Origin of the sequence: Paenibacillus sp. GM2FR (assembly GCF_002803325.1) — a bacterium.
Classification (GTDB): domain Bacteria; phylum Bacillota; class Bacilli; order Paenibacillales; family Paenibacillaceae; genus Paenibacillus_AQ; species Paenibacillus_AQ lautus.
Map to the genome: position 1 here is coordinate 4,022,539 of NZ_MKZM01000008.1, position 24,032 is coordinate 4,046,570.

Sequence of the window (24,032 nt, forward strand, 5' to 3'; positions counted from 1 at the left end):
AAGGAGAACCCTATGTCCTCAAACAAGATAGGCACCCTGGGTGTCATGGTATGCCGCAAACCGGGCTTCCCTCCCTTTGGCGAGAAGGAATTTCTCCGAGAACTCAGCTCGAAGGCCAAGGAACTCGGCATGCAGGTATTTGTTTTTTGTCCGGATGATGCCTCCCCTGCTTCTGGTGTTGAAAGCTCCATAGACAGGATCCAAGGATATCATTTCAATCCGGGAGAAGGCTGGAGTTTCCGCACCTTTCCTCCTCCTGACGTCATCTATGACCGATGTCTGCATCGAAACGGTGAGGAAACGGCTGCCGCCGGTGAGTGTCTGAACCGAATGCTGCAGCAGGGCGTAAGGCTGTGGTCACGCGGTCTGCCCGGCAAACAGAAAGTGCATCAATTATTAAAGCGCTCTTCCGCCTTAAGGCCTTATCTGCCGGCAACCTTAAGTTATGCGGGGGCCGAATCACTGAGCAGGGCTTTGCTGGCTTTTGGCAGCAGACTTTTCATGAAGCCTAGCGGAGGCTCTCAGGGCCGTCATACTTTGTACCTCGCTTTGACAGATCAGCAGCGTGTCAGACTGCAAGGAAGGGATCGGAGCAATCGCATATTTCAGCAGACCATTCCCGCACAAGAGATGAACGAATGGGTGAGGCGATTTACCGGCCGACGCCGGTTTATCATTCAACCCTACCTGGAGCTTCGCAACCGTAACGGGGATCCGTTTGATATTCGGTCATTGGTTCAAAAGAATGACCGCGGCAGATGGTCCATCACAGGAATCGCCGCACGGCAAGGCGTAAGCCAAGGGCTGACCTCAAACCTTCACGGAGGAGGCACGGCATTTCCAGCCCTTCCCTATCTAACGACTGATTTCGGAGAAGAAAAGGCTATGAAGATCATTCAGAACATCCGGGATCTGTCCGCTCAGCTTCCGTCTCTGCTCGAAGAAGGATTCGGCCGACTTGGCGAGCTTGGAATCGATTTTGGCGTGGATACAAAGGGACGGGTCTGGATCCTGGAGGTCAACTCCAAACCGGGCCGCCGCGCATTTACACTAACGGGAGATGGTCACGCAGCCCGGCTGTCCGTCGAACATCCGATTCAATACGCCCGTTATTTATTGCTTCGACAACTTAGGAGGGTAAATACATGAGTTTGAATTTCGGAAATATTCATTTCTCGCAGCAGCCCGAAAAAGTCGTCTTTTTATCCGGTTCGCTTCTAAAGAGCCTGGGGCTATCAAGCAGGAAATCGATTAAGCTTCGCATCGGTACCAACACGGTGTCCGCTGCTGTGAAACCGATAGAGCGATCGGGGAAACACATCTATTTAAGCAATGGTGTCCGAAACGGAATCCACGTTCCCAGACAGGGCCCTGTCTATATTCATTCCCCCCGTGAGGGAGAAATCGAGCTGGGGCCCGTGGTTGGGGTTCTGTCCGACGGACCGCATAATCCATCCAGTCCTTTTGGAGCCCGAACCTCGTATATTCGTCAGCTTCTTCGTGAGGGTAACAAAAAAATGTTCGTATATGCCTTTGCCCCCCGGGATATCAACTGGCAGCGCGAAACCGTTCATGCCTATATGCTCGGTTCCGGCGGCGGCTTTGTCCGCAAAACCGTTCCACTCCCTGATGTCGTCTACAATCGTCTGCCTAGCCGGAAAACCGACTTCTCCCCTTTTACCAATCAACTGAGAGATCGGTTTCTGAAGCGCAACATCAAGTTCTTCAACTGGGCCTTCTTCAATAAATCCGATGTGTACTCACAGCTGGACGGCGACGTGCAGGCAGGCAAATATTTGCCGGAAACGTATAACAATCCTAGTCCCGAGCGGATTAAGGATATGATGGAACGCCATAACTTTGTTTATTATAAACCCTCAGCCGGAAGTTTAGGACTCGGGATTTACCGGTTGACCTATCTTCCCAAAAAAGGATACTTTGCGCGATATCACGGAAACGGGGGCAACACCCTCCTCAAGTTCCCGAACTTTAATAGTTTGATGCGTATGCTTCAGGCTAAACACGGCCCCAAGCTGCGAAACTATGTTATTCAGCAAGGAATCCGCCTTATTGAAATCGATGGCTGCCCCATCGACTTCAGATTCCATATGCATAAGAACAGCAAAAACCGCTGGTCCGTGGTTGGTATCGGCGCCAAAAAAGCCGGACGGGGAAGCGTCACGACGCATATCAAGAACGGGGGTTCCTTGATGACGCCGGAGCAGGCGCTCAGCCGGGCCTTCGGCTCCAAAGCGCGAGATGTGCTGGAGCGTGCCAAGGACGCCGCCATCGCGATGTCGGAAGCCATCGAGAATCATCATCCGCATCTGTTAGGAGAAATCGGATTCGATATCGGAATAGATGATAACGAGAGAATATGGATGTTTGAAGCAAATTCGAAGCCGGGCCGATCGATATTCAACCACCCTTCCCTGCGAGGGGAAGGAAAAGCATCGGTCGAGCATATTTTTGAACACAGTATGTATCTCAGCGGCTTCCACAGGGGGAATGACTCGTGATCAACCGAGTGGAGAGTGATGGAAGACCGGTTGTAGCCATCCTGACCATGCACGATTCGCATACGATGTTCAGGGGCAACCGGCAAAATTTTCAGGAAATCATCAAGACGGGAAAAGATATGGGCTTTCTGGTCTATGTAGTGACTGTACGCGATTTGAAGCTTGATACGGGTGCCGTCAAGGGCTACATGCTGAACAACGACCATTCCTGGGAGCAGAGGCTATGCCCTCTGCCCCAGGTTATATATAACCGGATCCCCTACCGAGAGGATGAAGCGCTCCCTTGGGTTCGCCGCAAAATCAAGGAATGCCAAAAACATCCCCATATCGATATCTACAATCCACACTTCTTCAATAAGTGGCGACTGTTTGCATGGTTGAACAAATCACGGTTAACCAAAAAGTGGGCACCTCTGACCAAGCGTTTGAAGGGTTACCCCACTTTATATGAAATGATAAAGCGGAAGCCTTACCTGTATCTTAAACCCGAGGACGGCAAAGCCGGGCAGGGAATCATGAGGGTAAGTTACCAGAAAAACAAATCGCTCCCCTACCGCATACAGATACAGAACAACAAAAACAGCACCACATACAAAGCAGCCTCCTTAGAGCGGCTTTGGAACCGGGTTTATCAGGAGACTAAAGGAAGCTCATACCTGATCCAGCAGGGAATCGAGCTGGCCCAGGTCCACGGTCGCGCCTTTGACCTCCGTATACTTGTGCAAAAGAACGAATACGGTGCCTGGGCAGTTACAGGAATTGGAGCTCGAATGGCCGGCGCCAAGAGCATAACCACGCATGTTCCTCGCGGAGGAACGATTGAGGATCCGGAGAAGCTGCTTCCGATTGTATTCGGTCAGGAACGGTCCGATGCCATCCTAGGCGAAGTTAAGAAAGCAGCCGTGCATATGGCACGGCAGATTGAGAAGAGCTCCGGTCAGATCCATGGCGAAATGTCCATGGACCTCGGAATTGATAGCGAAGGCGTCCTTTGGTTCTTCGAAGCCAATTCAAGACCCATGAAATTTGACGAACCCGCGATCCGGAAAAAATCACTGGAGCGGATTTTTCAATATTCCGAATACCTGATCAATCAAAGATAGTCCCTACATCATCTAAAGCATCGGTTAAGGAAGACATGAAAGGAGGGGATCATGTGGAAATCTCATGTCTCACTCTCTCAAGCCCGGAAGAATGGCCGCCTGCCAGACAACAGTGCAGCGATTTCTTCCGGCGTTACGGCAACAAACGTTTAACCCGTGAAGGTTACCAGCGCCTGGCCTCGCTATCCTATGACGATCTGCTGCAGCCCGGCACCTCGATCATGGCAGCTACGGTTCGAAGCGATATCGGACGCATACCTGTGGGGATTTGCTTAGCGGCGGATTATGGAGAAGATGCCTGTATGGTTGCTGTACACCCTCTATACCGCAACCGGCATATCGGCTCTTCCCTGATCCGCTCACAATTATCCAAATTCGGGCGGCTGCGATGCAAAGTTGCGGCCGATCATTCCGCAAGCTTGCAAATGTGCTTTCATGCAGGGCTCCAGGCCATAGCGCTTGAGCAAGGTCCGACGGGTAAACCTACGCTCGTTATGAGCGGAACCCTTCCCCTGCATCCATTCCACAGTTCTTCAGCATCTCGTGCTGACTCTGTTCAAGAAGGTGAACTTCTGTGTCAAAACCCGTATTAGGTATTATGACGTTATACTTGGATGAACGGAAAACGCTGGAGGAGCGACATATCTACGAGCATATGATCAGGGAAGGAAAAGCGATGGGGCTTGATGTTTACGTCTTCACTCCCGCCGACGTTAACAGCACCCAAGGCCTGATCAACGCCATGGAATACGATCCCGATCACCGGAGATGGAGCCGGAAATGGCGCTCGTTTCCCAATATGATCTTTGATCGCTGCCGCATTCAAAAGAGCCCCCGCTTTCAACAGCTGCTGCGCTTTCGTTCCCGCTATCGGTATTTGCTGTTTCTGAACAGGCCATTACGCAACAAATGGACGATTCATCAAGTACTGTCCACCAAGAAACGCTTCCGCCCCCATCTGCCGGATACCCGGATCGTAACAAGCGCAGGTGATATCCACCGGATGCTAAATCTTCATCCTACCGTCTATTTTAAACCGATCAACGGAACGGGCGGACGCGGAATTCTGCGGATTACGAAGGTCCCTGGTGTTACGGGCACGTATGAAATCCGGGGACGCAATTCCAACCGGAGCATCATTAGACCGAAACGAATGCCTTCAGGCCATTTGGCGCAATATTTGTCGGGCTGGGGCAATAAAGATCGATATCTGGTTCAAGAAGGGATACAGCTCGAACTCCCGGATGGAAGAGTGCATGATTACCGGATGCTCGTACAGAAAAACGGAGCAGGCCAATGGCAAGTGACCGGTTGCGTGGGGCGCGTCGGGGCGCCGAAGAGCGTTACCTCCAACCTGCATGGCGGCGGACGCGCGACCATGATGGAAGAATTGTTAAGTAAATGGATCACGGATCCGGCAAAGCGCGCCAACATTCGCGAGGAAGCCGATTCCCTCGGTGTGGATGTAGCCCAATTTCTTGACGGACAGTATGGAGGCTTGTGCGAGCTTGCCCTGGATCTGGCCGTGGACAAAACCGGAAGAATTCTTCTCCTCGAGGTGAATCCGAAGCCATCAAGGGAAGTCTTCTCCCAAATCGGCGATATGGCCGCCTACCGTGAATCCATGGTGAAGCCTTTGGAGTATGCGCTGTGGGTGTACAGTCAAAAAAAATCCGCGAAAAATGCGTAAGCCAGAAACGCACAAAGGCTGTTTCCAAGAGGGTACTTGCTACTCTTGGGAACAGCCTTTGTGACTCCTATCTATCCTATCTACTCGGCTTGATCATGAAGCTTCAGCAGGTGTGAAAAAGAATGAATAACGACGTCGGATCCCTTCAGCTCCTGCTCCCCGCCAAAGCCTGCATAGCGGCAGCCAATGACGGTTTGTCCGTTCTCTTTGCCTGCCTCCACATCCGATGACCGGTCCCCTACCATCCAGGCGTCCCGGATATCGTGTTCATCCAGCAGCAGTCTTACCAAGTCCACCTTGGAAGCCGTTCCATGCTCTCCGGCACTGTAGACGCCTTCAAAAAGCGACATGATCCCTCTCGCTTCGGCTATGCCTTTCACGTAATGCTCCAGGCCGTTGCTGGCAACAAACAATCGGACGCCGCGCCGTTGAAGCTCCTCCAGCGTCTCCTTCACCTCAGGATACAATACGGCTGCTTCATTGTTTAAGCCTTCGAGCTCCAGCTGCAGCAGCAGCTCGTCGGCACGGCGATGGGCCGCCTGCGTTCCATTCGGTATGACAATCTTCCAAATGTCTTCGAGCAGCATTCCCAGACATCCAAGCATGATCTCCTCATCCGGCGTTTCGCCCTCATAATGCCCCTCTTCACGCAAAATGTCGAACAATTTGTGATAGGCGGGCAGCAGCAGGGTCTCCGTCTGAAACAGCGTTCCATCCATGTCAAATATCATCGCTTCCGGCTTGATCAACGTTGCTGTATTTTCCAATTTGGTCCTTCCCTTCCCTTTGCTCCATATAATCTGATTCTAGTCTAATCTTTCCTCATCATATAGGAACCATATCACATCTGCAAACCTCATTTCCTCATTACTTTTGATCTATCGCCTATAAAATATGCGTAACTAGGGGAGCTTTATAGTTGTTATACATATAACGAGTACGAATGAGAGGGTGATTGACATGCCTGGAACAAGGGAGTCTGATACTGCGCCGTCAATTGGGCAGCTGGAAGACGAGCTGCTGGCAGAGCTAAGCCGCTATGAGCCTCATGAACAAGCTGCCATTCTCAAGCGGATGGTGAACCGCCTTAAGAAAGGACGGTATGTCCGCAGCCCGATCGTTATTGTTAAAGAGATGATCCGGACGCCGCTTGTATGGCTGCTGCTGTCCATGGGAGTGATGATTCCCATTCTATTCTATATCCTGTTCGTTTGGGTATCGCTGGCGGTTGAAGGGTAATAGGGTGACGGTAGGTGCCACCTGATTGGCGTTACCGTTTGAAGGCCGGACGCGGCCGCCAAATCATTAATATGGCAGCGCACCATACAGAGGTAATTACCGGAAGATACTTGATACCCTTCAACCCATATTCGTCTCCTCCATATAACACGTGCGATATCACGGCAATTACTTCATTCAGAATGACCCCGCCCGCAAAACCTCCGATTAAAGCCATTACCAACACCGCAAGGCCTTTCATTTCAATCTACCCCTCCTGTCCCTGACGATAGGACGGCGGTACGGAGCGCGCCGTATCCACCGCGAGCCAGAACAATCCGATGGCAATAACCGGATGCCATGCACCCGCACCAGGGAAATTGGCCGTGAAATATTGGCTGAAAACCAATAACAACAGGACCAATGATCTCCATTTATACTTGGCGGGCAGCTTGCCTGCAAAACCCGAAAGCAGCATAAGCAGCGGCACAATTTCAAAAAAATGGACAAACAGGGTATGGCTCCTCCACATCGAACCATCGTGAAACAGCGCCATCCCGGCAAATAGCGTCTGAATGGCAATGCAAACAACAAAAATCCATGCCAGCCCTATTGAAATCCAAACGGCGAGCGGTGTTTTTCTTACAGATGAAGCTTGTTGACTCATATCGGTATCCCTCCCCTCTCTCATTTCATAATCTTACGGGTACCATCCTATCACCGGAATGTTGTGATCTTGTGATGATGGGTTGCGTATTCCGTGAAATTTTCCAATTGCGGCTGGAAACCGTATATAATGGGGTGGATTTAGGGTTAAACCTAACGAATCAAAAGAAAGGCAGGATTCAGCATGGCACATACCTTGCTTCTTGTGGACGATGAACGGAAAGTCATAGAATTTATGGAGCCATTCCTCCGGCAAGAGGGATTTCAGATTGTTACCGCAGCCACAGGTACGGAGGCTTTGGCCAAAGCGAGGGATTTCAAGCCTTCCTTGGTCATACTCGATTGGATGCTGCCTGAATTAAGCGGCATTGAGGTATGCCGCGAGCTCAGAAAATCAAGCCGTGTCGGCATCATTATGGTTACTGCAAGGATTGAGGAGACGGATAAACTAATCGGGCTTGAGGTAGGGGCGGATGATTATATGACCAAGCCTTTCTCACTCCGCGAGCTGGCTGCCCGGATTCGTTCAGTTCTGCGCAGAATGGAAGGCGGTTCGGTATCCGAAGATTTGCTTGAGCGCGGCGAATTAACGATCTCGGAAACCCAATGCCGGGTTTGGAAACGCGGCCAGGAGATCCAGCTGACTCCTACCGAATTCAAGCTCCTCCTTACCCTTGCTTCCAGACCGGGCGTGGTATACAGCCGTTTGCAGCTGCTTCAAGCGGCCATGGAGGACGATATCCATAATGATGAACGGACCGCAGACGCCCATATCAGCCGGATCCGCAAAAAAATCGAAGATGACCCTGCCGAGCCGGTTTTTATAAAAACGGTGTATGGATTCGGTTACCGGTTTGAACAGCAGCCATGAGTGTTGGACGCAAAATATTCATCGTGATGTCGTCGTTTATTATCGGATTCAGCACCGTATTCGTCCTTCTTACGTATATCGTGATCCGCGACTCCATGGATGTCATACTGCAAACCTCGCGCAAAGAAGAACTGAATCAGCTTCAGGACAAGCTGCTCAGCTACTATGTAAAGAACGGGCAGACCTTCAATGCCATACAGGATAAGGCATGGTTAGCCGAAAGTCCGCATGCAGCCGACCGTCAGGAAAGTATGCTGCTGGTATCCAGGGAACAAACGATTCTGTTGCATGAGGGGGATGCGGTGGAGAAACAGATCAAACGCTTGGGGGTTAAACGAACGTTATTTTTTGAAGGCGAACCGATCGCGGACATGTATTATTATGATACGGATGTGGCAAACCTGACCAAGCTTCGGATCGGCACGCCCACCTCCATCATCATTCTGTTGGGGGGAGGTACTGTCCTCTTCGTCCTGCTCTCCCTCGGAGCCGCCTACTGGGTATCGCGGAGGCTGACCGCGCCGTTGCGCAAACTTGTACCGGCCATCGAACGACTCGGTCAAGGCGAGTACGGTGTTCAGGCTCCCGTCACCTCGGAGGATGAATACGGAAGGGTCGCGGTTGCTTTCAACGGAATGTCTTCCAGGCTCGAGCAGTCCGAGACGGTCCGCCGCAATCTGGTGGCTGATGTCGCGCACGAGCTTCGAACACCACTGACGATCGTAAGAGGCAAGCTGGATCTGCTTCAACAGAGCAGGCAACCGATCCAGCCGGAACACTTGCTCCCCATCCAGGATGAGTTGATTCGCTTAACCCGTCTCGTGGGCGATCTCCATCAACTATCTCTGGCCGAAGCGAAGCAGCTGCCGCTGGTTCGGAAACCCACGGACATGCTGGATCTTCTGGGTCAGATACAGGAGCGCATCGAGCCAGATGCCGATGCCAAGAACTTGACCTTGCGTTTGACGAGCGCTACGGAGCGTACTTCCGTTCCTGTGGATCCAAACCGAACCACACAGGCGTTTCTGAATCTATTCATCAACGCGGTTCGGTATACACCCCAAGGCGGGCTTGTCCACACCGCGTTACAAGAGGAGCCCGCTTCCGGCATGCTTCGAATTGATATTCGGGATACAGGTCCAGGGATTGAGGAGGAGTATCTTCCCTTTCTCTTTGACCGCTTCTACCGCACGGATGAAGCACGTGCGCGGCATCAAGGCGGCATGGGACTGGGTCTGGCGATTGCCAAGGAATTTATCGTATCTCATGGTGGCACGATTCAGGCAGAGAGCCAGCAGGGGCAAGGAACTACATTTACGGTCCGGCTGCCCTATCATGACTCGGATCAGCAGCCGCACGGGATATAATGGCCCCCATAACTCCTATTTAACCTAAACAATGACAGACCCGGAAAGATATCAACCGGGCCTGTCATCGTTTTATTCATTCGGATGTCGAAACGATATCCGCTCCCCTAGAATATTTTTTTCGTTGCCCGATCTTCCTTGATGATCTCTACAGCTTCCCTGAAGCGGATGGAATGGATAATTTCACGTTCCCGCAAAAATTTGAGACTGTCCTGCAAATCCACATCATCCGTCATGTCGATGAGCCATTGATATGTAGCGCGTGCTTTCTCTTCTGCCGCAATGTCCTCATACAAATCCGCAATCGGATCGCCTTTTGCTTGAATATAGGTTGCTGTCCAAGGGACCCCGGCGGCATTCTCATAATACAGCGCATGATCATGATTGGCGTAGTGCGCACCTAGTCCGGCAGCCTCCATCTCCGAAACCGTTGCATCTTTCGTCAATTTAAACACCATAGCGGCAATCATTTCAAGATGCGCAAATTCCTCGGTTCCGATATCGTTCAGCAACCCGATCACCTTATCGGGAATGGTATAACGCTGATTCAAGTAGCGGAGCGCTGCCGCGAGCTCCCCATCGGCCCCCCCGTACTGCTCAATCAAGAACTTCGCCATTCTTGGATCACATTTACTGACGCGTACCGGATACTGAAGCTTTTTTTCATATACCCACATAGGCTCTTCCGCCTCCTTGTTCTCGCTTTTCCTCTTCATAAGGGCTGCTTGCATAAGGTAAAAAAAAGCCGCAGCCCCCTTGCCATACCGTCATTGTTAAACCTGCCAAGGCCAAGGACCCTGGGCCCATTCAAACGGATACCTGGAATAAGCACGGCCAAAATTTTGCAGCGGCCCATACAGCTCTTGAAATTGCTTCGCTAGCACCGTTCTCTCCTGTGTCAGTTTATTGAACTGCTCGATGCTCTTGAGATCATCCGGATGGGTGTCCAGGAACAGGTTCAGCTCCACCAGGACAAAATCCAATGCCTGAAGCTGCTCCAGCATTTCGTAATACTTCAGATCTCCAACCTGGGGTCTGGCTTCATTCACCGCATATCACTCTCCTTTAAATTTTCGCGAAGTATACGGGCTATACAAGGATGGCCATAACGTTCCGTGCCTTAGCGCCTCGGCAGGGCTAAACTGGGGCAGACCCGGCGGTTGAAACACGACAAACTGGTTAACAGGTACCACATACGATCTGTAAAGCTTGGGCGGGCATGGATCAAATGGCGAATGAAATACCGGGTATACGCGCACCTCTGGATTTTCCTTCAAAGGGATTTCCTCCTTATCGTTACGATCCGTTGTTATCAAGGACTCTTCGTATTTAACATATGTCTTCCGCCCAGAAAATGAACTCCAAAATGACAAAAAAACCCTCTCCCTGGAATATTTCCGGGAAAAGGGTCTTCATGGAGTTGTCCTTAAAATTTGATTTTAATTTGGAACAAGCCCGCTTTACGCATAGCGGAATAGATAATAACGACCAAGGGGCCGATAAAAAATCCGATCACACCAACCAGCTTAAATCCGACATACATGCTGACCAGGGCAGGCAATGCGCCGATTCCAACGGCATCCCCTATAACCTTCGGTTCCAGTACGCGGCGGATCACCGTAATCAGAATGAACATGAAGATCAAGCCAAGTCCTGTAAAAATATCACCTACCGCGAGCAGGTAGATGGACCATGGGATCAAGACGGAACCTACGCCCAAAATCGGCAGAATATCGACAATGGTGACAAGCAGGGCGATAGCAAGTGGATAGTTAACACCTAATACCAGTAAGCCGAGCAGCGTGATCACGTACGTAAACAGGCTGAGGATCAGCTGTGCCCGCAAAAATCCGAAAATTGATTTTTTCAGGCTGATCAGCACTTCGTTCACCTGCGACTGCGATGTCTCATCAAACAGCGACAACACTTTCTCACGCATCGTATCGAGGCTGAAAGCGAACAGGTACACCGCTACGCAGAATACAATGAACGTGACAAACAGGTTCGGCAGCGTTTTGGCAAAGGACAAAAATGTCGATGATACCGTATTGACAAGCGACTGCACATAGGAAGAAATATTCGACATAAATTCGGTAAGACTGTCGGCAAGACCCGGCGAAATGCCGTTCAGCATGTCTTGCGCCTGAATAATCGTATGCTGAAGGAATTCGTTGGCCCCTTCAAAATATTGCGGAGCCCGGCTCCAATATTCGACCAGCTGGTTAAACACCTGAAGACCGATCAAATAAGCCAGCAGCAGCATCAAAAGAAGGAATAGCGTGCTTGTCACCGTTGCGGCCGCGATGCGGTTCAACCGAAGTCTTTTCATTAAGAGCCGATTTAACGGCTCCAAGGCAATAGCAATCACGATGGCCAACAAGAACGGAGCTCCAACCGTAAACATTCCGTACAGCAACAGGAGACCGAGACCGATAAATATCAGCTGCTTAATCGACATAATCCACTTCCTAACAAATAGAGTCTTGCTAGTTCTAAATGAAGCTGCTCTCGAGCTTCTGATGAATCATGACGCGAGTTACACGCAACCGTGTAGACTCCTCTACTTCAAAGACCACCCCGTTAAAGGCGGTTTTCTTCCCGACCGCCGGGTTCCCTTCAAGCTCCTTGAACAACCAACCGCCAATGGAATCCACGTTATGCTCTTCAATCATCAAGCCGGTCAAATCATTCACTTCTTCAATGAGCATCCGCCCGTCCACTGAAAAGTACTCATCATACACTTCAATTTCTGGCCGCTCATCTTCAAATTCATCGTACAGGTCCCCGACAATCTCTTCCAGAATCTTCTCGGCTGTGAGAATACCGGCCGTCCCCCCGTATTCGTCCACCACGAGCGCAAGCTGCTCATGTCTTGCCTGCATCTTCCGCAGCACCTCACTGATCTCCGCCGATTCCGATACGTCCATAATCGGTCTCATCAAGGAAGCCAGATCACGCTGCTTCTCAGGCTCCGCCAGCAAGAGATCGGTAATGTGGACAAACCCGATAATGCGGTCTTTGTTGTCCGTTGCAACCGGGTAACGGGAATGCTTTGTCTCGTTGACGATCTGAAGATTCTCTTCCAAGGTAAAATTGGTGAAAAGAACGTCCATGTCCGTCCTTGGCAGCATAATTTCTCTGGCTCTCAAGTCAGAAAAATCGAACAGGTTGTCCATTAATTTCATCTCGTTCTCGTCAATAACACCGCTCTTTGCGCTCTCGTTCATCAGAATCCGAATCTCTTCCTCGGAGTGGGCGGCTTCGGCCTCGCTTGCCGGCTCGATGCCCACCATCTTCAAAATCCGATTGGCGGAAGCATTCAGGACCCAGATCACCGGCAGAAAAATACGATAAAACCAGAGCAGCGGCGCCGATAGAATCAGAGCCGTGCCCTCGGTCCGCTGAATAGCCAAAGATTTCGGTGCAAGCTCCCCTAACACAATATGCAGGAAGGTGATAATACAGAAGCCCACCGCCACTGATATTGTGCCGATCAATCGCTCATCCGTAAATCCAATGCTATGCATAATGGGGGCCACCAGCAATTCAGAAATAGCAGGCTCCCCAATCCAGCCAAGACCCAGGGAAGTTAATGTGATCCCAAGCTGGGTTGCGGATAAATAGGCATCCAGCTTCTGGTTTACTTTCAGGGCAATGCCTGCCAGCCGGTTCCCTTCGCTAACGAGCTGGGTCAACCGGGATTGACGCATTTTCACCAGTGAAAATTCAGCGGCTACAAACACGCCGTTCAACAAAACGAGAAGGAAAACCAAGAGCAAATTCAAAATCAGTTTCCCGACCTCAAATTCCTCCGCCATGATGACACGCCTTCTTTCTAGGGTTCTAGTTTGTCTTTGCTTGTCTTGACTTGAAATCCACACCCCGGTAGTACATGTCGGCCACCAACAGGTTCGGCCCACAGCAGCTCACGGCATCGCAGTGACAGTTAACCGTTTGGTTCAACGGGTGTCCTGTTGTCCATTCGTTAAAAATATCGTCAAGCTTCTGTTCCTTAATATTACCAAAAGCCGGGATATCAGCAAAATCCGTTACATACACGTCGCCCGAGAATAAATTCACATTCACCCGATTACGGCCATCGGGATCATTCCGGACCGTTACGTTCGGTTCTTGCCGCAGGCGGCGAATGATCTCTTGATCATGATCATCGGAGCTGCAGGCATAGAACGGCAGCGTTCCGAACAGCATCCACATATCCCGATCCCGGACATCCAGCAAATGGTGGATGGCGGCTTTCGTATCGTTCAAGGGCAATACGGGCAGAGCGGAAGCAAAGTTTGAGGCATACATCGGGTGAACCTCATGCCGTTTGCAGCCCATATCCTTGATCAGCTTGTGGATGCCGCTGAGTTTCGTATGCGTCCGGTAGTTAATCATCGATTCAGCGGATATGTACATGCCCGCTGCACTCAGCTTCTCCGAATTGACCAGCATCGTATCGTACATTTTGTATGCCGTTTCCTTGGAGACAGGACGTGCGCTATTCGCAAATCCGACCTCATAGAAATCGTCCCCGTTCAAATAATTGAATGAGATATGCATAACGTCCAGATAAGGCAGCATCTTCTCATACCGACTCATATCGAGCGTCAGATTGGAGTTAATCTGGGTCCGGATGCCCCTTTCCTTGGCATACTTGAGCAAGGGAACAATCACGTTATCCACCGTTTTCCCCAGAAATGCCGGTTCACCGCCCGTCAGACTGATTGTCTGCAGATGCTCTACCTCATCCAATCGCTTCAGCATCGTATCGAGGGGCAGCATCGGAGCTTCCTTCATCACAAGCATATCACCGACAGCGCAGTGCTCACAGCGCATATTACAAAGATGCGTCACTGTCATTTCCACACTGGTCAGCACATGACGACCATGCTCGCGCAGTGAGGTTATCGGATCCCAAGGATCATAACTCGGCGAAATGGGCCTTACGGCTGATGGAAATGGCTGTGCTGTATTACTCATGGTTCACTCACCTTATTTCTTTGAATTACCGATTCATTCAGTACAACTTACGCTTTATGTACTCTACGGTTTTGATAATGTCCATTATATGATTATAACATACCCAAACAGAAGGCTTCTGCTTGATTCGGCTGGGAAATCATCCGGTTTCCCCATGTTTGTCCGAACGTTCTTTGGAAGTAAGCTTATGTGCCGGAAACATCCAACTTGGACTCCACCAATTCGCTCTGCCCATCATCTTCATAAACGCAGGCACAAGCAGCACCCGAATCACGGTGGCATCCAGCAGAACGGCTGCTGTCAGGCCTAAACCGATCGCTTTCATCACTTCATTATCCGTAAACACAAACGCACCCACGACGACGGCCAGAATCAGGGCAGCGCTTGTAATCAGCCCGCCTGTGCTCTCCAGACCTTCAGCCGTACTGAATTCGTTGTCCCCCGTCCGTTCATAATTCTCCATCATTCGCGAGAGCATCATGACTTCATAGTCCATCGATATGCCGAACACCACGCAGAATATCAGGATCGGCAAAAGCGCAAAGATGGATCCCGTGGAGGAAACACCCAGCCACTGCGCGCCTATTCCCTCCTGAAATACCCACACCACGATACCCAGTCCGGCGCCGAGGCTGAGCATGTTCATTACGCTTGCTTTTAAAGGGAGCAAGACCGACCGAAACGCCAGGAGCAGAATGACATAGGTAACTACAAACACAAAGACCAGAACGAAGGAGATATTCTGTTGGATGGCTTCCATGATATCCAGTTTGTATGCGGGGCTTCCGGTAACATAGGTCGTCAGCTCATTCGTGTCCATCGTCCGTAACTCTCGGACAAGCTGCATCGTAAGTGCATGGGATTCCCCATATTCCGGGATCACGGCGACGGCTGCTACATTCCCCCTAACAAAACGATGCTGCTCCAGTTGCTGGCGGATATCTTCGCGGGACAAATACTTCGATGCTTCTTCCACCGATCCTCTGCCAATGCTCAGGTAACTCTCTACCTGCTTCACGCCCGGCATCATCCGTATCTCATCCGTATATGCCTTCATTCGCTCGATGCTGCGCGAGTCCTCATAAGAGGCCGGAAGCTCTACCGCCACAACGATCGAATTCAATTCACGTTCGTCATAAGCCTGTATGAGCAGGTCGTGACCATAACGGGATTCATAGGCGGGGGGAAGCACTTCGGCCGCGGGGATGGCGATATTCATGTGCCGAACCGGATAAATCGCCACCAGCAGTAAACCGATCGCGGCGATAGAGATGGTCACAGGATGCGCCATAACAAATCTGGAGAGCTTTCTCCACATACCGGAGGTCTGCCGTGCCCGGAGCGTCCGGTATGCGGCAGGGAATAGAGGGAGCGCATCGATGCGCGGGCCCAATATTGCCAATAATGCGGGAAGAAGCGTGTTACCGGCCAGCACCGATAACAGCACGACGGTAATGCCGCCTATGCTGAAGGAACGGAAGATCGGCAGGTCTATGAAACTCATCGCCACAAAACCGATCAACACCGCCGCCCCGGAGAACATCACTGCTTTGCCGGCGGTTGCGCAAGTGACAGCCAGGGCAGTTCCCACATCTCCGCTCCGTATCCGCATCTCTTCTTTGAAGCGGCTTACGACCAGCAGCGCATAATCGATACCGACGGCCAGGCCCAGCATCGTTACAACATTCGGAAGGAAATTGCTGATCGAACCGTCGGCCAAAGCGACGAAATACAAGATTCCCATCGTGACCACCACACTGGCAACACCGGCTAACAATGGAAGGAGCGCCGCAGTCAGTGTTCCGAATACAACCGCCAGGATGAGCAGAGCTGCGGGAATGCCTATCATCTCGGCATGGATGATATCGCTTTTGACGGCTTGGTTCATATCGGCGAAGATGGCGGTATTCCCTGTTATGTAAGTATCCGCTCCCGTGATGTCGGGAACCGAGTCTCTAATCTCTTCAAACTGCTTCAAGGCTTCCGTGGCATCCAGATCCAGCAGCACCGTCACGGATACGATATGATCCTGGCCTGCCTTATGAGCTGCCATATTCATATCAATATCCCTGACATAAGGACGGGCTCGCAAAGGCGCAAGCTCCGTCAATATTCGCCTCTGCGCCGTGCCAGCCGTCAGATTCTCATCGTGCTGACTGACTACGACAATATCCAGCGAGGCAGCCGACAATCCTAATCCCTCTTCCAGCTTCTCAATCCCGATCTGGGCCGGACTATCCTTCGGCGTAAACCCGTTGTGCTGCAGAATGGATGGCAGCTTGAACGCAAACGGAAGCAGACCGCAAAACAAAAGAAGCCAGGTCACAACAATGGCTTTACGGTAGCGGTATATCTGTCGCCCCCATGTATGCAGCAATGTTGTATGGCCGTTACGTCTCACGAGTCAACCTCCTTAAGGTCAAGTTTGATCTATGGTGCACGCCCGATACCAGCGATCATAATGGCCAGTGTTTCAGACAAATCCAATTCGTAAGGTGCAGATAGCGGGGTGCCTTCGGCATCCGTTAATACGCGGACGACGGGTCGATGCGGCACATGTGCGTGAATTTTGGATACCACTCCACTTTCACCCGTATGCAGTTTCACGGTGATGCCTGGAGGATATATCGCTACCCGATCCCGAAACATCGCCAGAAATGACTGTTCATACAGCGTTCCCGAGCCAGCATACATCACCTCAACCGCTTGATGCGGCAACAAGGCAGGCTTGTACACCCGCTGCGTTGTCATCGCATCGTAAGAATCCGTAATCGCAATCCATTTGGCGTATTCATGGATCTCAGGTCCCTTCAAGGCTCTGGGATAACCACTGCCATCCAGGCGCTCATGATGCGACAGGGCGCAATGCGCCGATAGCAGCGGAATGTTCGGTTCGTCTTTCAATATTTTGAACCCGATCTCGGTATGCTTCTGAACCTCGCGAAATTCTTCCTCGCTCAGCCGTCCTGGATGATTCAGCAGCTTCTGGGATATCCTCGTCTTGCCGATATCGTGAAGCAATGCGCCCAAGCCCAGCACCTTCAGCTCCTCCCGATTATACCCGTAAGACACGCCAAGAACCGTTGAATACAGACATACGTTAAGAGAATGATGATACAAGTTGTAATCGTTCGTATTCATATCGGTCAGCAGCACCATGCACTCGTCATGATCCGATATTTCATCCATAATCGACTCCATCATCCCGGAGAACGTTTTGCCTAAATGAAGGAAGCTTCCCTTCAGAGCAGCCTGGTTCTCCAGGGTTTTGAAGCTCGTCCGAATCGACTGGATCGCCTGCAGCCGGGTTTCCTCGGTCAACAACTCCGGAACCATGATATCCTCTGTCATCGGATCCTCGATATAGACATACCCGAGTTCCAACGTGCCCAGACGGCGGATCAGCCCTGTTGTCAGCTCCACGCCTTCGGCAAGCAGGATTAAACCATCGCTATTATATATTCTTTTACCAAGAACCATCCCCGGCTTCAACGCGTTGATAGGTATAAGACGCAAAATCCGTCACTTCCTCTGCTATGATCAAACTTGTGTGGGATATAGCGTCTAGTCTTCAGTGGATCACGATACGAAGAAGCCGGATCTCCTCCTTATGTCTCCTCCTGCTTAATGCATGATAAACAGCCAAAAAACGGCAGCGAGAACAAAACGGTAGATCGCAAAATGAGTAAGCCTTATCTTCTGTATGAGTTTCATGAAGGCTAAGACGACAAAATAAGCGACAACAAACGAAACGATGAATCCGGCAAGAAATACGCCGATCGTGTCTACTGTAAAAAATCGATAAGAATCCAGTAATTCATATCCTGCTGCGGCAAACATAATGGGAATCGCGATAATGAACGAGAAATCGACCGATGCCTTATAGCTTACCCCGCTGAGCATGCCACCGGAGATGGTGGAGCCCGAACGGGAAAATCCCGGCCATAATACGGATATGATCTGGTAGACGCCAATCTGAAGGGCCTGCTTGTATGTCATATCATCCAAATCATGCGATGTTACTTGAACTTTATGCTTATTGTACCATTCTGCAAAAATCATAAAAATACCGCCGGCAACGAGTGCAAACAACACCGTCTGAGCATGGAACAGACTTTTGATGAAATCCCTCGCAAAAAAAGCAACCAGCAGAGCCGGTGCAATCCCCAAAAAGATGTGGATCAAATTCAATCGTCTTCGAGGCGTGTTCCTGGTCAACGGCTCACTTCGGCTCCAGCCGAGCAGGTTCAAAATCCGATTCCAGTGAACCATCGCGATCGCCATAATGGCGCCAAGCTGAATGACAACCTCAAACGTCTTCATGATCGGAGTTTGATCGTCGTAACCGAGTACCTTAGCCGTCAAAATCATGTGGCCTGTGGAAGACACCGGAATGAATTCGGTTATTCCTTCCACAATCCCCAATATAATGGATGTGATAAAATCCATGGTCCTTCCCCTCCCTTACCTTTGTCCTCCTCATATGTATGCTCGGCCAAAGGAAGTTAGTCGGGGATTGTCAGGATATCCAGCGTGGGATCATGGACTCTTCAAGCGAACCGGGCCTCGAAAGCTCACTTCGCAGCAAGTCTCTAATAAACTCCGGCAGCATATATACCGTATCCTTACCAAGTGACAACGACTCATATCCGATTTTGAAAGTGAACATGTCGAGTGTTCCCACCTTGTATTCTCGTTGCGGCTCTAGCCGTTGTCCCTTCATAGAGATATGTGTGATCTTGCGATAAGGCTCTCCGTTCTTGTCATAGTGAATCTTCAATCCATCAACTGCCAGGCCGCCTAATATATAACCGCGGAAGCCAAAGCCCAGTATCTTCTTCCCGCTGAACTCCTGGAGCAGGCTTTCCTCAAGTGCTTGATAGATATGTTCTCCGCGCAGCTTCACTACGCAGGGATTAATCGGGGACGGGCACAGGCCATGCAGCATACCGGTGCTGATCTCGCCCTCCGGCAGCGGTCCGAGCAGCTGCCCTGAGTTAACGATGGCAAAATCGGCATCCGTGTGCTGCAGCACGGCCTGAGCCAGCAGGTTCGCAAACGGCGACTCCTTCTCATAGTGAATGGGCAGACTACGGTCAATAACGGCTACGGCCTCCGTTAATTTCTCTCTTGCCAGCTCATGGTGTCTCATGATCGCCTGCTCTACGATGGGTTCCATCAAGTTTTTATCCACGGGCAGCAGACTTCCCTCTATACAGGTAAAGCGATCTTCTGCATGACTGCGCTGCATGACGAGACGACCTACATATTGTCCGAATTTGCCTGCACCGCAGACAGCGGTCTTCCCGATCATCAGAGGCTCCTCGAGGATATGATGGGTGTGACCACCAAGAATAACATCAATCCCCTCAACATTTTCTGCTAATCTTTTATCAATCGTTAGTCCTAAATGGGATAAAACGATCATGATATCACACTGGCCCTGAAGCGCCCGCACTTGCTCAGCAATAGCCTGTACCGGATCTCCGGCTTCCCAGCCTAACAATTGATAAAATCCTGCAAAAGCAGCCGTTGCGCCGGTGAGCCCGATCCGAATGCCTTCTCGTTCCAGGATCACATGCGGCTTCATCCATGGAGGAGGATCACCGCTCTTTGTCTCACTTATGTTGCAGCATACAACGGGACACTGCAGTCCGGCGTATACACTCTCCAGAACATCATACGAAATGGTGAGCCCTTCGTTATTGCCAATCGTAATGGCGTCGTATCCTGTCAAATTAATGACATCCACATTTGCTTGGCCCATGGTGCCTTCCGTTTCCACGGATGCCCGGTCCATATGATCACCGATATCCAGTACGATTGCCCCATCACCGGCAGCCGTCTTTTCCCGGGAAATAAGTGCCGCCACATTACTCATCATTTCAAAATGGCTGTGTATATCGTTGGTATACAATATCGTCAGCTTCTGTTTGTTGCTTCCTAACCCCATCTGGCGGCCCCCTCCCCAAGTTCGTTATTCGATAATTTCCGGTCTTACAAGCATAACATTTTAGCGAAGAATATGGTATATTGTAGCCCATAAGAATTACGAGGTGATGAAGAATGTCAACAACCATTTCGATATTACTATTTGCAGGATTAGCTGATCGGATCGGCACAGCTTCGCTTACGTTCAACGTACCGGGCTTTCCCCTTACAGCCGGGGAATTAAAGCTGCTGCTTAGTGATGCTTATCCTGATGCCAAAGCCCAGATTGCCACGGCTTTTGTCGCGGTCAACCAAGAATATGCGCCTTCGGAACAGCTTATTCAGAGCGGCGACGAGGTAGCTCTGATTCCGCCTGTGTCCGGTGGTGACGGCTCCGCCCCGCAAGACTCCGGATCCAGGTCCTCGGCAGATGGGAAGTGCTCTATATCCTACGACCCGCTGTCCGTAGAAGCAACCATTGCCAAGGTTCATCATGATAATCATGGAGCAACGCTTTCCTTTGTAGGTACAACGCGAGAGATGACCGGCCAGATGCGAACGGTTACGTTGGAGTATGAAGCATACATCCCGATGGCGCTAAAAGAGATGCAGCAAATATGCGCAGACATCTTTCGACAATGGCCCGGCACGGAATGTGCGATTTCCCACCGTATCGGTACGGTCGGTATTGGAGAAACCAGTGTGGTTATCGCTGTATCCTCCCCGCATCGAGATGCATGTTATGAGGCCAGCCGTTATGCCATTGAACAATTGAAGCAATCCGTTCCAATCTGGAAGAAAGAGATCTGGGACGATGGTTCGGAGTGGAAAGGACCGCAGACCGGACCCTGGGACCCAACCGTTAGGCAATAAGTCATGATTTCTCATTGTAAAACCATAATTTTCTTGCTAAGATAGTTTTGATCTTTTTACTTATATAAGGGCAAGAGGTGCAATGATTTGAGAGTACATGTCACGGACCTGATACCCGGTGATCAAATGCAGCATGATGCTTACAACACAAACGGCGTTCATGTTCTACAAAAAGGAGCAACCCTTCGTTTTGAGGATATATCCAAGCTACTGCAGCACGGTATCGATTACATAGAAATAAAGCCACGGGCACTGTCTGTATCCCTCGATTCATCAGCTGAAATTTCAGATTCATACAACAAGGTTAAACCCCATTTCAATCTTGCGTTTGACGGGTGCTCCACCTTATTTGCGGAAGCGTCACAAACCGGTAAATTCAATGAGTCCGTCGTGGACGATGTTTTCAGACCCTTAGTCGGCTCTCTGAATGAGCATACGGATGTCGTCTCCCTGCTTTTGCTTTTTAATGGCACAGACGATTATACCTACAGGCACTCGATTCAAGTTGGAATGTTATCGTATTATATCGCGGATTGGATGGGTTATTCCGACAAGGAAGCATATGAAATCGGCAAAGCCGGTTATCTCCATGATATCGGCAAAAGCAAGATTTCTAGGGATATACTGGACAAGCCAGGCAAGCTGACTTCTGAAGAATATGAGGAAGTGAAGCTGCATACCATCTATGGTTATGAGATGATCTCTGAATCCATGGATGATAAAGTTACCGCTATAGTCGCGCTCCAGCACCATGAACGGGATGACGCTTCCGGGTATCCACGAGCGCTCCATGCCGATCAGATTCATCCATACTCTCATATTTGCGCTGTAGCCGACGTATACAGTGCGATGACAACGACTCGGGTCTATCAATCCAAGCAGCAGCTGTTAACCGTACTTCGGGAGCTGTATCGTCTTAGTTTTGGTAAGCTGAACGGCAGGCCGACGCATGCCTTCATCCAGCAGATGCTGCCAAACTTTATCGGCAAAAAGGTTCTGCTGACGACTGGCGAATCCGGCATTATCGTTATGAACAATCCTTCGGATTACTTCCGTCCGCTTGTGAAGACCGAGGATCGATTCATCGACCTCTCCAAAGAGTACAATACCGAGATCCAAGAGATACTTCTGTAACCGGCGTTTTCGCCTAGCCTCTTCCCTTAAATAGCCCGTATAAACCGTCCGGCTTGTATGCTGGCGGTTTTTTTGCGTGCTTTTGTGACATTTCCATTTCCCCTCATTCTTGATTTCTGGCAAAATAAAACGCGTGTCCTGTCGAGACGGCTCACGCCACGCAACCATAAAAGTCACAATAAGCCAACATAGCGTAAACACCCAAGCATAAAAAAAGGAGCAAACCACTCGTGCCCGAGTGATTTGCCCCCTGTGTATATAAGAACTATTTAGCCGATGCTGCCTTCCATTTCGAACTTGATGAGTCGATTCATCTCAACGGCATACTCCATCGGAAGTTCTTTGGTGAATGGCTCGATGAAGCCCATAACGATCATTTGCGTAGCTTCAGACTGGCTAAGGCCACGACTCATGAGGTAGAACAATTGTTCCTCGGACACCTTGGATACGGTCGCTTCATGCTCCAGCGTAATGTTGTCATTCTTGATCTCGTTGTAAGGAATCGTATCCGACGTCGATTCATTATCGAGGATCAGTGTATCACACTGGATGTTGGCTTTCGCTCCTTCTGCATTGCGGCCGAAGGAAGCCAGTCCACGGTACGTTACTTTACCGCCATGCTTACTGATGGACTTGGATACGATGGTAGAAGTCGTGTCCGGTGCCAAATGAATCATTTTGGCTCCTGCATCCTGATGCTGGCCTTTGCCTGCTACAGCGATGGACAATACCATCCCTTTTGCACCGCGACCCTTCAGAATAACGGCAGGATATTTCATGGTCAGCTTGGAACCGATGTTGCCGTCAACCCATTCCATAGTTGCATTCTCTTCAGCAACAGCACGCTTGGTCACGAGGTTGTAGATGTTCGGCGCCCAGTTCTGAATGGTTGTATAGCGAACGCGTGCATTCTTTTTACAGATGATCTCTACTACCGCGCTATGAAGCGAGTTCGTGCTGTAGATCGGAGCCGTACATCCTTCTACGTAGTGCACGAAGCTGTCTTCGTCCGCAATGATCAGCGTACGTTCGAACTGACCCATGTTCTCGGAATTGATACGGAAATACGCTTGTAGCGGAATTTCACATTTCACGCCTTTTGGAACATAGATGAAGCTTCCGCCAGACCATACAGCACTGTTCAATGCGGCGAATTTGTTATCCGTTGGAGGCACTACCGTTGCAAAGTATTCTCTCAAGATTTCCGGATGCTCTCTGAGAGCCGTATCGGTATCCATGAAGATAACGCCCTGATCCTCAAGATCCTTTTGCATGTTATGGTAAACAACTTCGGATTCGTACTGTGCGGATACACCCGCCAGGAACTTCTGCTCTGCTTCCGGAATACCCAATTTATCAAAGGTTTCCTTGATCTCGGCAGGCACTTCCTCCCAAGTCTTGCCTTGCTTGTCGGAAGGTCTTACATAGTACTGGATATCGTTGAAATCCAGCTCGTCGAGATCGCCGCCCCAGCGAGGCATTGGCATTTTCTCGAACTGCTCCAGTGCTTTCAAACGGAATTCCAGCATCCATTCCGGCTCGTTCTTGATTTTGGAAATTTCCGTTACCACTTCACGCGTCAAACCTTTGCCGGTTTGAAAAATAGCTTTGTGCTCGTCACGGAAACCATATTTATACTCTCCAATTTCTGGTGCTTTTTTAGCCATTTAACTTACC

The 24,032-nt window shown here is 50.3% G+C and carries 24 protein-coding genes; 10 read left to right on the forward strand and 14 right to left on the reverse strand.

The genetic code is table 11. The features are described from left to right. The first annotated feature begins 12 nt into the window (after window positions 1–12). The 5 genes from PAEVO_RS18200 to PAEVO_RS18220 are packed head-to-tail and all read left to right on the forward strand — an operon-like array spanning window position 13 to window position 5,312. Window positions 13–1,149 carry a YheC/YheD family endospore coat-associated protein gene (locus tag PAEVO_RS18200; RefSeq protein ID WP_100538812.1) on the forward strand — a complete coding sequence of 379 codons (1,137 nt, stop codon included), beginning with the start codon at window positions 13–15 and terminating at the stop codon, window positions 1,147–1,149. Beyond that, window positions 1,146–2,519: a YheC/YheD family endospore coat-associated protein gene (locus PAEVO_RS18205; protein WP_100538813.1), complete on the forward strand. Its 1,374-nt coding sequence runs from the start codon at window positions 1,146–1,148 to the stop codon at window positions 2,517–2,519. The genes PAEVO_RS18200 and PAEVO_RS18205 overlap by 4 nt, the downstream gene beginning before the upstream one ends. Further along, a complete protein-coding gene (locus PAEVO_RS18210; protein ID WP_100538814.1) occupies window positions 2,516–3,622 on the forward strand; it encodes a YheC/YheD family endospore coat-associated protein in 1,107 nt (368 codons plus the stop codon). The genes PAEVO_RS18205 and PAEVO_RS18210 overlap by 4 nt, the downstream gene beginning before the upstream one ends. Before the next feature lie 53 nt (window positions 3,623–3,675). Next, the gene (locus tag PAEVO_RS18215; RefSeq protein WP_100538815.1) at window positions 3,676–4,215 is read left to right on the forward strand and encodes a GNAT family N-acetyltransferase; all 540 of its coding nucleotides are present in this window, start codon (window positions 3,676–3,678) and stop codon (window positions 4,213–4,215) included. Beyond that, the gene (locus tag PAEVO_RS18220; protein ID WP_100538816.1) at window positions 4,197–5,312 is read left to right on the forward strand and encodes a YheC/YheD family endospore coat-associated protein; all 1,116 of its coding nucleotides are present in this window, start codon (window positions 4,197–4,199) and stop codon (window positions 5,310–5,312) included. The genes PAEVO_RS18215 and PAEVO_RS18220 overlap by 19 nt, the downstream gene beginning before the upstream one ends. Window positions 5,313–5,392: 80 nt before the next feature. On the opposite strand, the gene PAEVO_RS18225 is transcribed toward PAEVO_RS18220, so the two are convergent. Then, a complete protein-coding gene (locus tag PAEVO_RS18225; protein ID WP_100538817.1) occupies window positions 5,393–6,079 on the reverse strand; it encodes an HAD family hydrolase in 687 nt (228 codons plus the stop codon). A 193-nt stretch (window positions 6,080–6,272) separates the two neighbouring features. Here PAEVO_RS18225 and PAEVO_RS18230 point away from each other — a divergent pair, with 193 nt between their 5' ends. Next, the gene (locus PAEVO_RS18230) at window positions 6,273–6,551 is read left to right on the forward strand and encodes a hypothetical protein (RefSeq protein ID WP_100538818.1); all 279 of its coding nucleotides are present in this window, start codon (window positions 6,273–6,275) and stop codon (window positions 6,549–6,551) included. A gap of 31 nt (window positions 6,552–6,582) precedes the next feature. Here the strand turns inward: PAEVO_RS18230 and PAEVO_RS18235 are convergent, their stop codons facing one another. Next, window positions 6,583–6,768, reverse strand: coding sequence for a DUF5957 family protein (locus tag PAEVO_RS18235; RefSeq protein ID WP_243390818.1), 186 nt, complete (start codon window positions 6,766–6,768; stop codon window positions 6,583–6,585). 30 nt (window positions 6,769–6,798) lie between these two features. Then, complete coding sequence (locus PAEVO_RS18240; RefSeq protein WP_100538820.1) at window positions 6,799–7,197, reverse strand: DUF6220 domain-containing protein; 399 nt, start codon at window positions 7,195–7,197, stop codon at window positions 6,799–6,801. 183 nt (window positions 7,198–7,380) lie between these two features. Between PAEVO_RS18240 and PAEVO_RS18245 the strand changes: the two genes are divergently transcribed. Then, window positions 7,381–8,067, forward strand: a complete 687-nt coding sequence (locus PAEVO_RS18245) for a response regulator (protein WP_100538821.1) — start codon at window positions 7,381–7,383, stop codon at window positions 8,065–8,067. Beyond that, window positions 8,064–9,434, forward strand: coding sequence for a sensor histidine kinase (locus tag PAEVO_RS18250; protein ID WP_100538822.1), 1,371 nt, complete (start codon window positions 8,064–8,066; stop codon window positions 9,432–9,434). The genes PAEVO_RS18245 and PAEVO_RS18250 overlap by 4 nt, the downstream gene beginning before the upstream one ends. 107 nt (window positions 9,435–9,541) lie before the next feature. Here PAEVO_RS18250 and PAEVO_RS18255 read toward each other — a convergent pair whose 3' ends face one another. From PAEVO_RS18255 to PAEVO_RS18300, 10 genes are all read right to left on the reverse strand, one after another. Then, window positions 9,542–10,111, reverse strand: a complete 570-nt coding sequence (locus PAEVO_RS18255; protein ID WP_100539505.1) for a manganese catalase family protein — start codon at window positions 10,109–10,111, stop codon at window positions 9,542–9,544. A gap of 96 nt (window positions 10,112–10,207) precedes the next feature. After that, the gene (locus tag PAEVO_RS18260) at window positions 10,208–10,483 is read right to left on the reverse strand and encodes a spore coat protein CotJB (RefSeq protein WP_100538823.1); all 276 of its coding nucleotides are present in this window, start codon (window positions 10,481–10,483) and stop codon (window positions 10,208–10,210) included. 6 nt (window positions 10,484–10,489) lie between these two features. Beyond that, entirely contained in the window at window positions 10,490–10,711 is a 222-nt protein-coding gene (locus tag PAEVO_RS18265) for a spore coat associated protein CotJA (RefSeq protein WP_100538824.1), read from the reverse strand. Between the two features lie 149 nt (window positions 10,712–10,860). After that, window positions 10,861–11,892, reverse strand: coding sequence for a sporulation integral membrane protein YtvI (gene ytvI / locus PAEVO_RS18270; RefSeq protein WP_100538825.1), 1,032 nt, complete (start codon window positions 11,890–11,892; stop codon window positions 10,861–10,863). Window positions 11,893–11,926: 34 nt separating this feature from the next. Beyond that, window positions 11,927–13,252: a hemolysin family protein gene (locus PAEVO_RS18275; protein ID WP_100538826.1), complete on the reverse strand. Its 1,326-nt coding sequence runs from the start codon at window positions 13,250–13,252 to the stop codon at window positions 11,927–11,929. Between the two features lie 25 nt (window positions 13,253–13,277). After that, window positions 13,278–14,417 carry a radical SAM/CxCxxxxC motif protein YfkAB gene (gene yfkAB / locus PAEVO_RS18280; RefSeq protein ID WP_100538827.1) on the reverse strand — a complete coding sequence of 380 codons (1,140 nt, stop codon included), beginning with the start codon at window positions 14,415–14,417 and terminating at the stop codon, window positions 13,278–13,280. Window positions 14,418–14,556: 139 nt separating this feature from the next. After that, complete coding sequence (locus tag PAEVO_RS18285; RefSeq protein ID WP_100538828.1) at window positions 14,557–16,818, reverse strand: MMPL family transporter; 2,262 nt, start codon at window positions 16,816–16,818, stop codon at window positions 14,557–14,559. Between the two features lie 29 nt (window positions 16,819–16,847). Continuing rightward, on the reverse strand, window positions 16,848–17,933 hold the full coding sequence (locus PAEVO_RS18290) for an HD-GYP domain-containing protein (RefSeq protein WP_100538829.1): 1,086 nt from the start codon (window positions 17,931–17,933) through the stop codon (window positions 16,848–16,850). A gap of 108 nt (window positions 17,934–18,041) precedes the next feature. After that, complete coding sequence (locus PAEVO_RS18295) at window positions 18,042–18,866, reverse strand: undecaprenyl-diphosphate phosphatase (protein ID WP_100538830.1); 825 nt, start codon at window positions 18,864–18,866, stop codon at window positions 18,042–18,044. A gap of 70 nt (window positions 18,867–18,936) precedes the next feature. Continuing rightward, window positions 18,937–20,370, reverse strand: a complete 1,434-nt coding sequence (locus tag PAEVO_RS18300; RefSeq protein WP_100538831.1) for a bifunctional metallophosphatase/5'-nucleotidase — start codon at window positions 20,368–20,370, stop codon at window positions 18,937–18,939. A 113-nt stretch (window positions 20,371–20,483) separates the two neighbouring features. Here PAEVO_RS18300 and moaD point away from each other — a divergent pair, with 113 nt between their 5' ends. Next, a complete protein-coding gene (moaD, locus tag PAEVO_RS18305) occupies window positions 20,484–21,221 on the forward strand; it encodes a molybdopterin converting factor subunit 1 (protein ID WP_100538832.1) in 738 nt (245 codons plus the stop codon). Window positions 21,222–21,308: 87 nt separating this feature from the next. Further along, the gene (locus tag PAEVO_RS18310; RefSeq protein WP_100538833.1) at window positions 21,309–22,355 is read left to right on the forward strand and encodes an HD-GYP domain-containing protein; all 1,047 of its coding nucleotides are present in this window, start codon (window positions 21,309–21,311) and stop codon (window positions 22,353–22,355) included. A gap of 269 nt (window positions 22,356–22,624) precedes the next feature. Here PAEVO_RS18310 and sufB read toward each other — a convergent pair whose 3' ends face one another. After that, window positions 22,625–24,022: a Fe-S cluster assembly protein SufB gene (sufB, locus tag PAEVO_RS18315; RefSeq protein ID WP_100538834.1), complete on the reverse strand. Its 1,398-nt coding sequence runs from the start codon at window positions 24,020–24,022 to the stop codon at window positions 22,625–22,627. Between the last annotated feature and the right edge of the window lie 10 nt (window positions 24,023–24,032).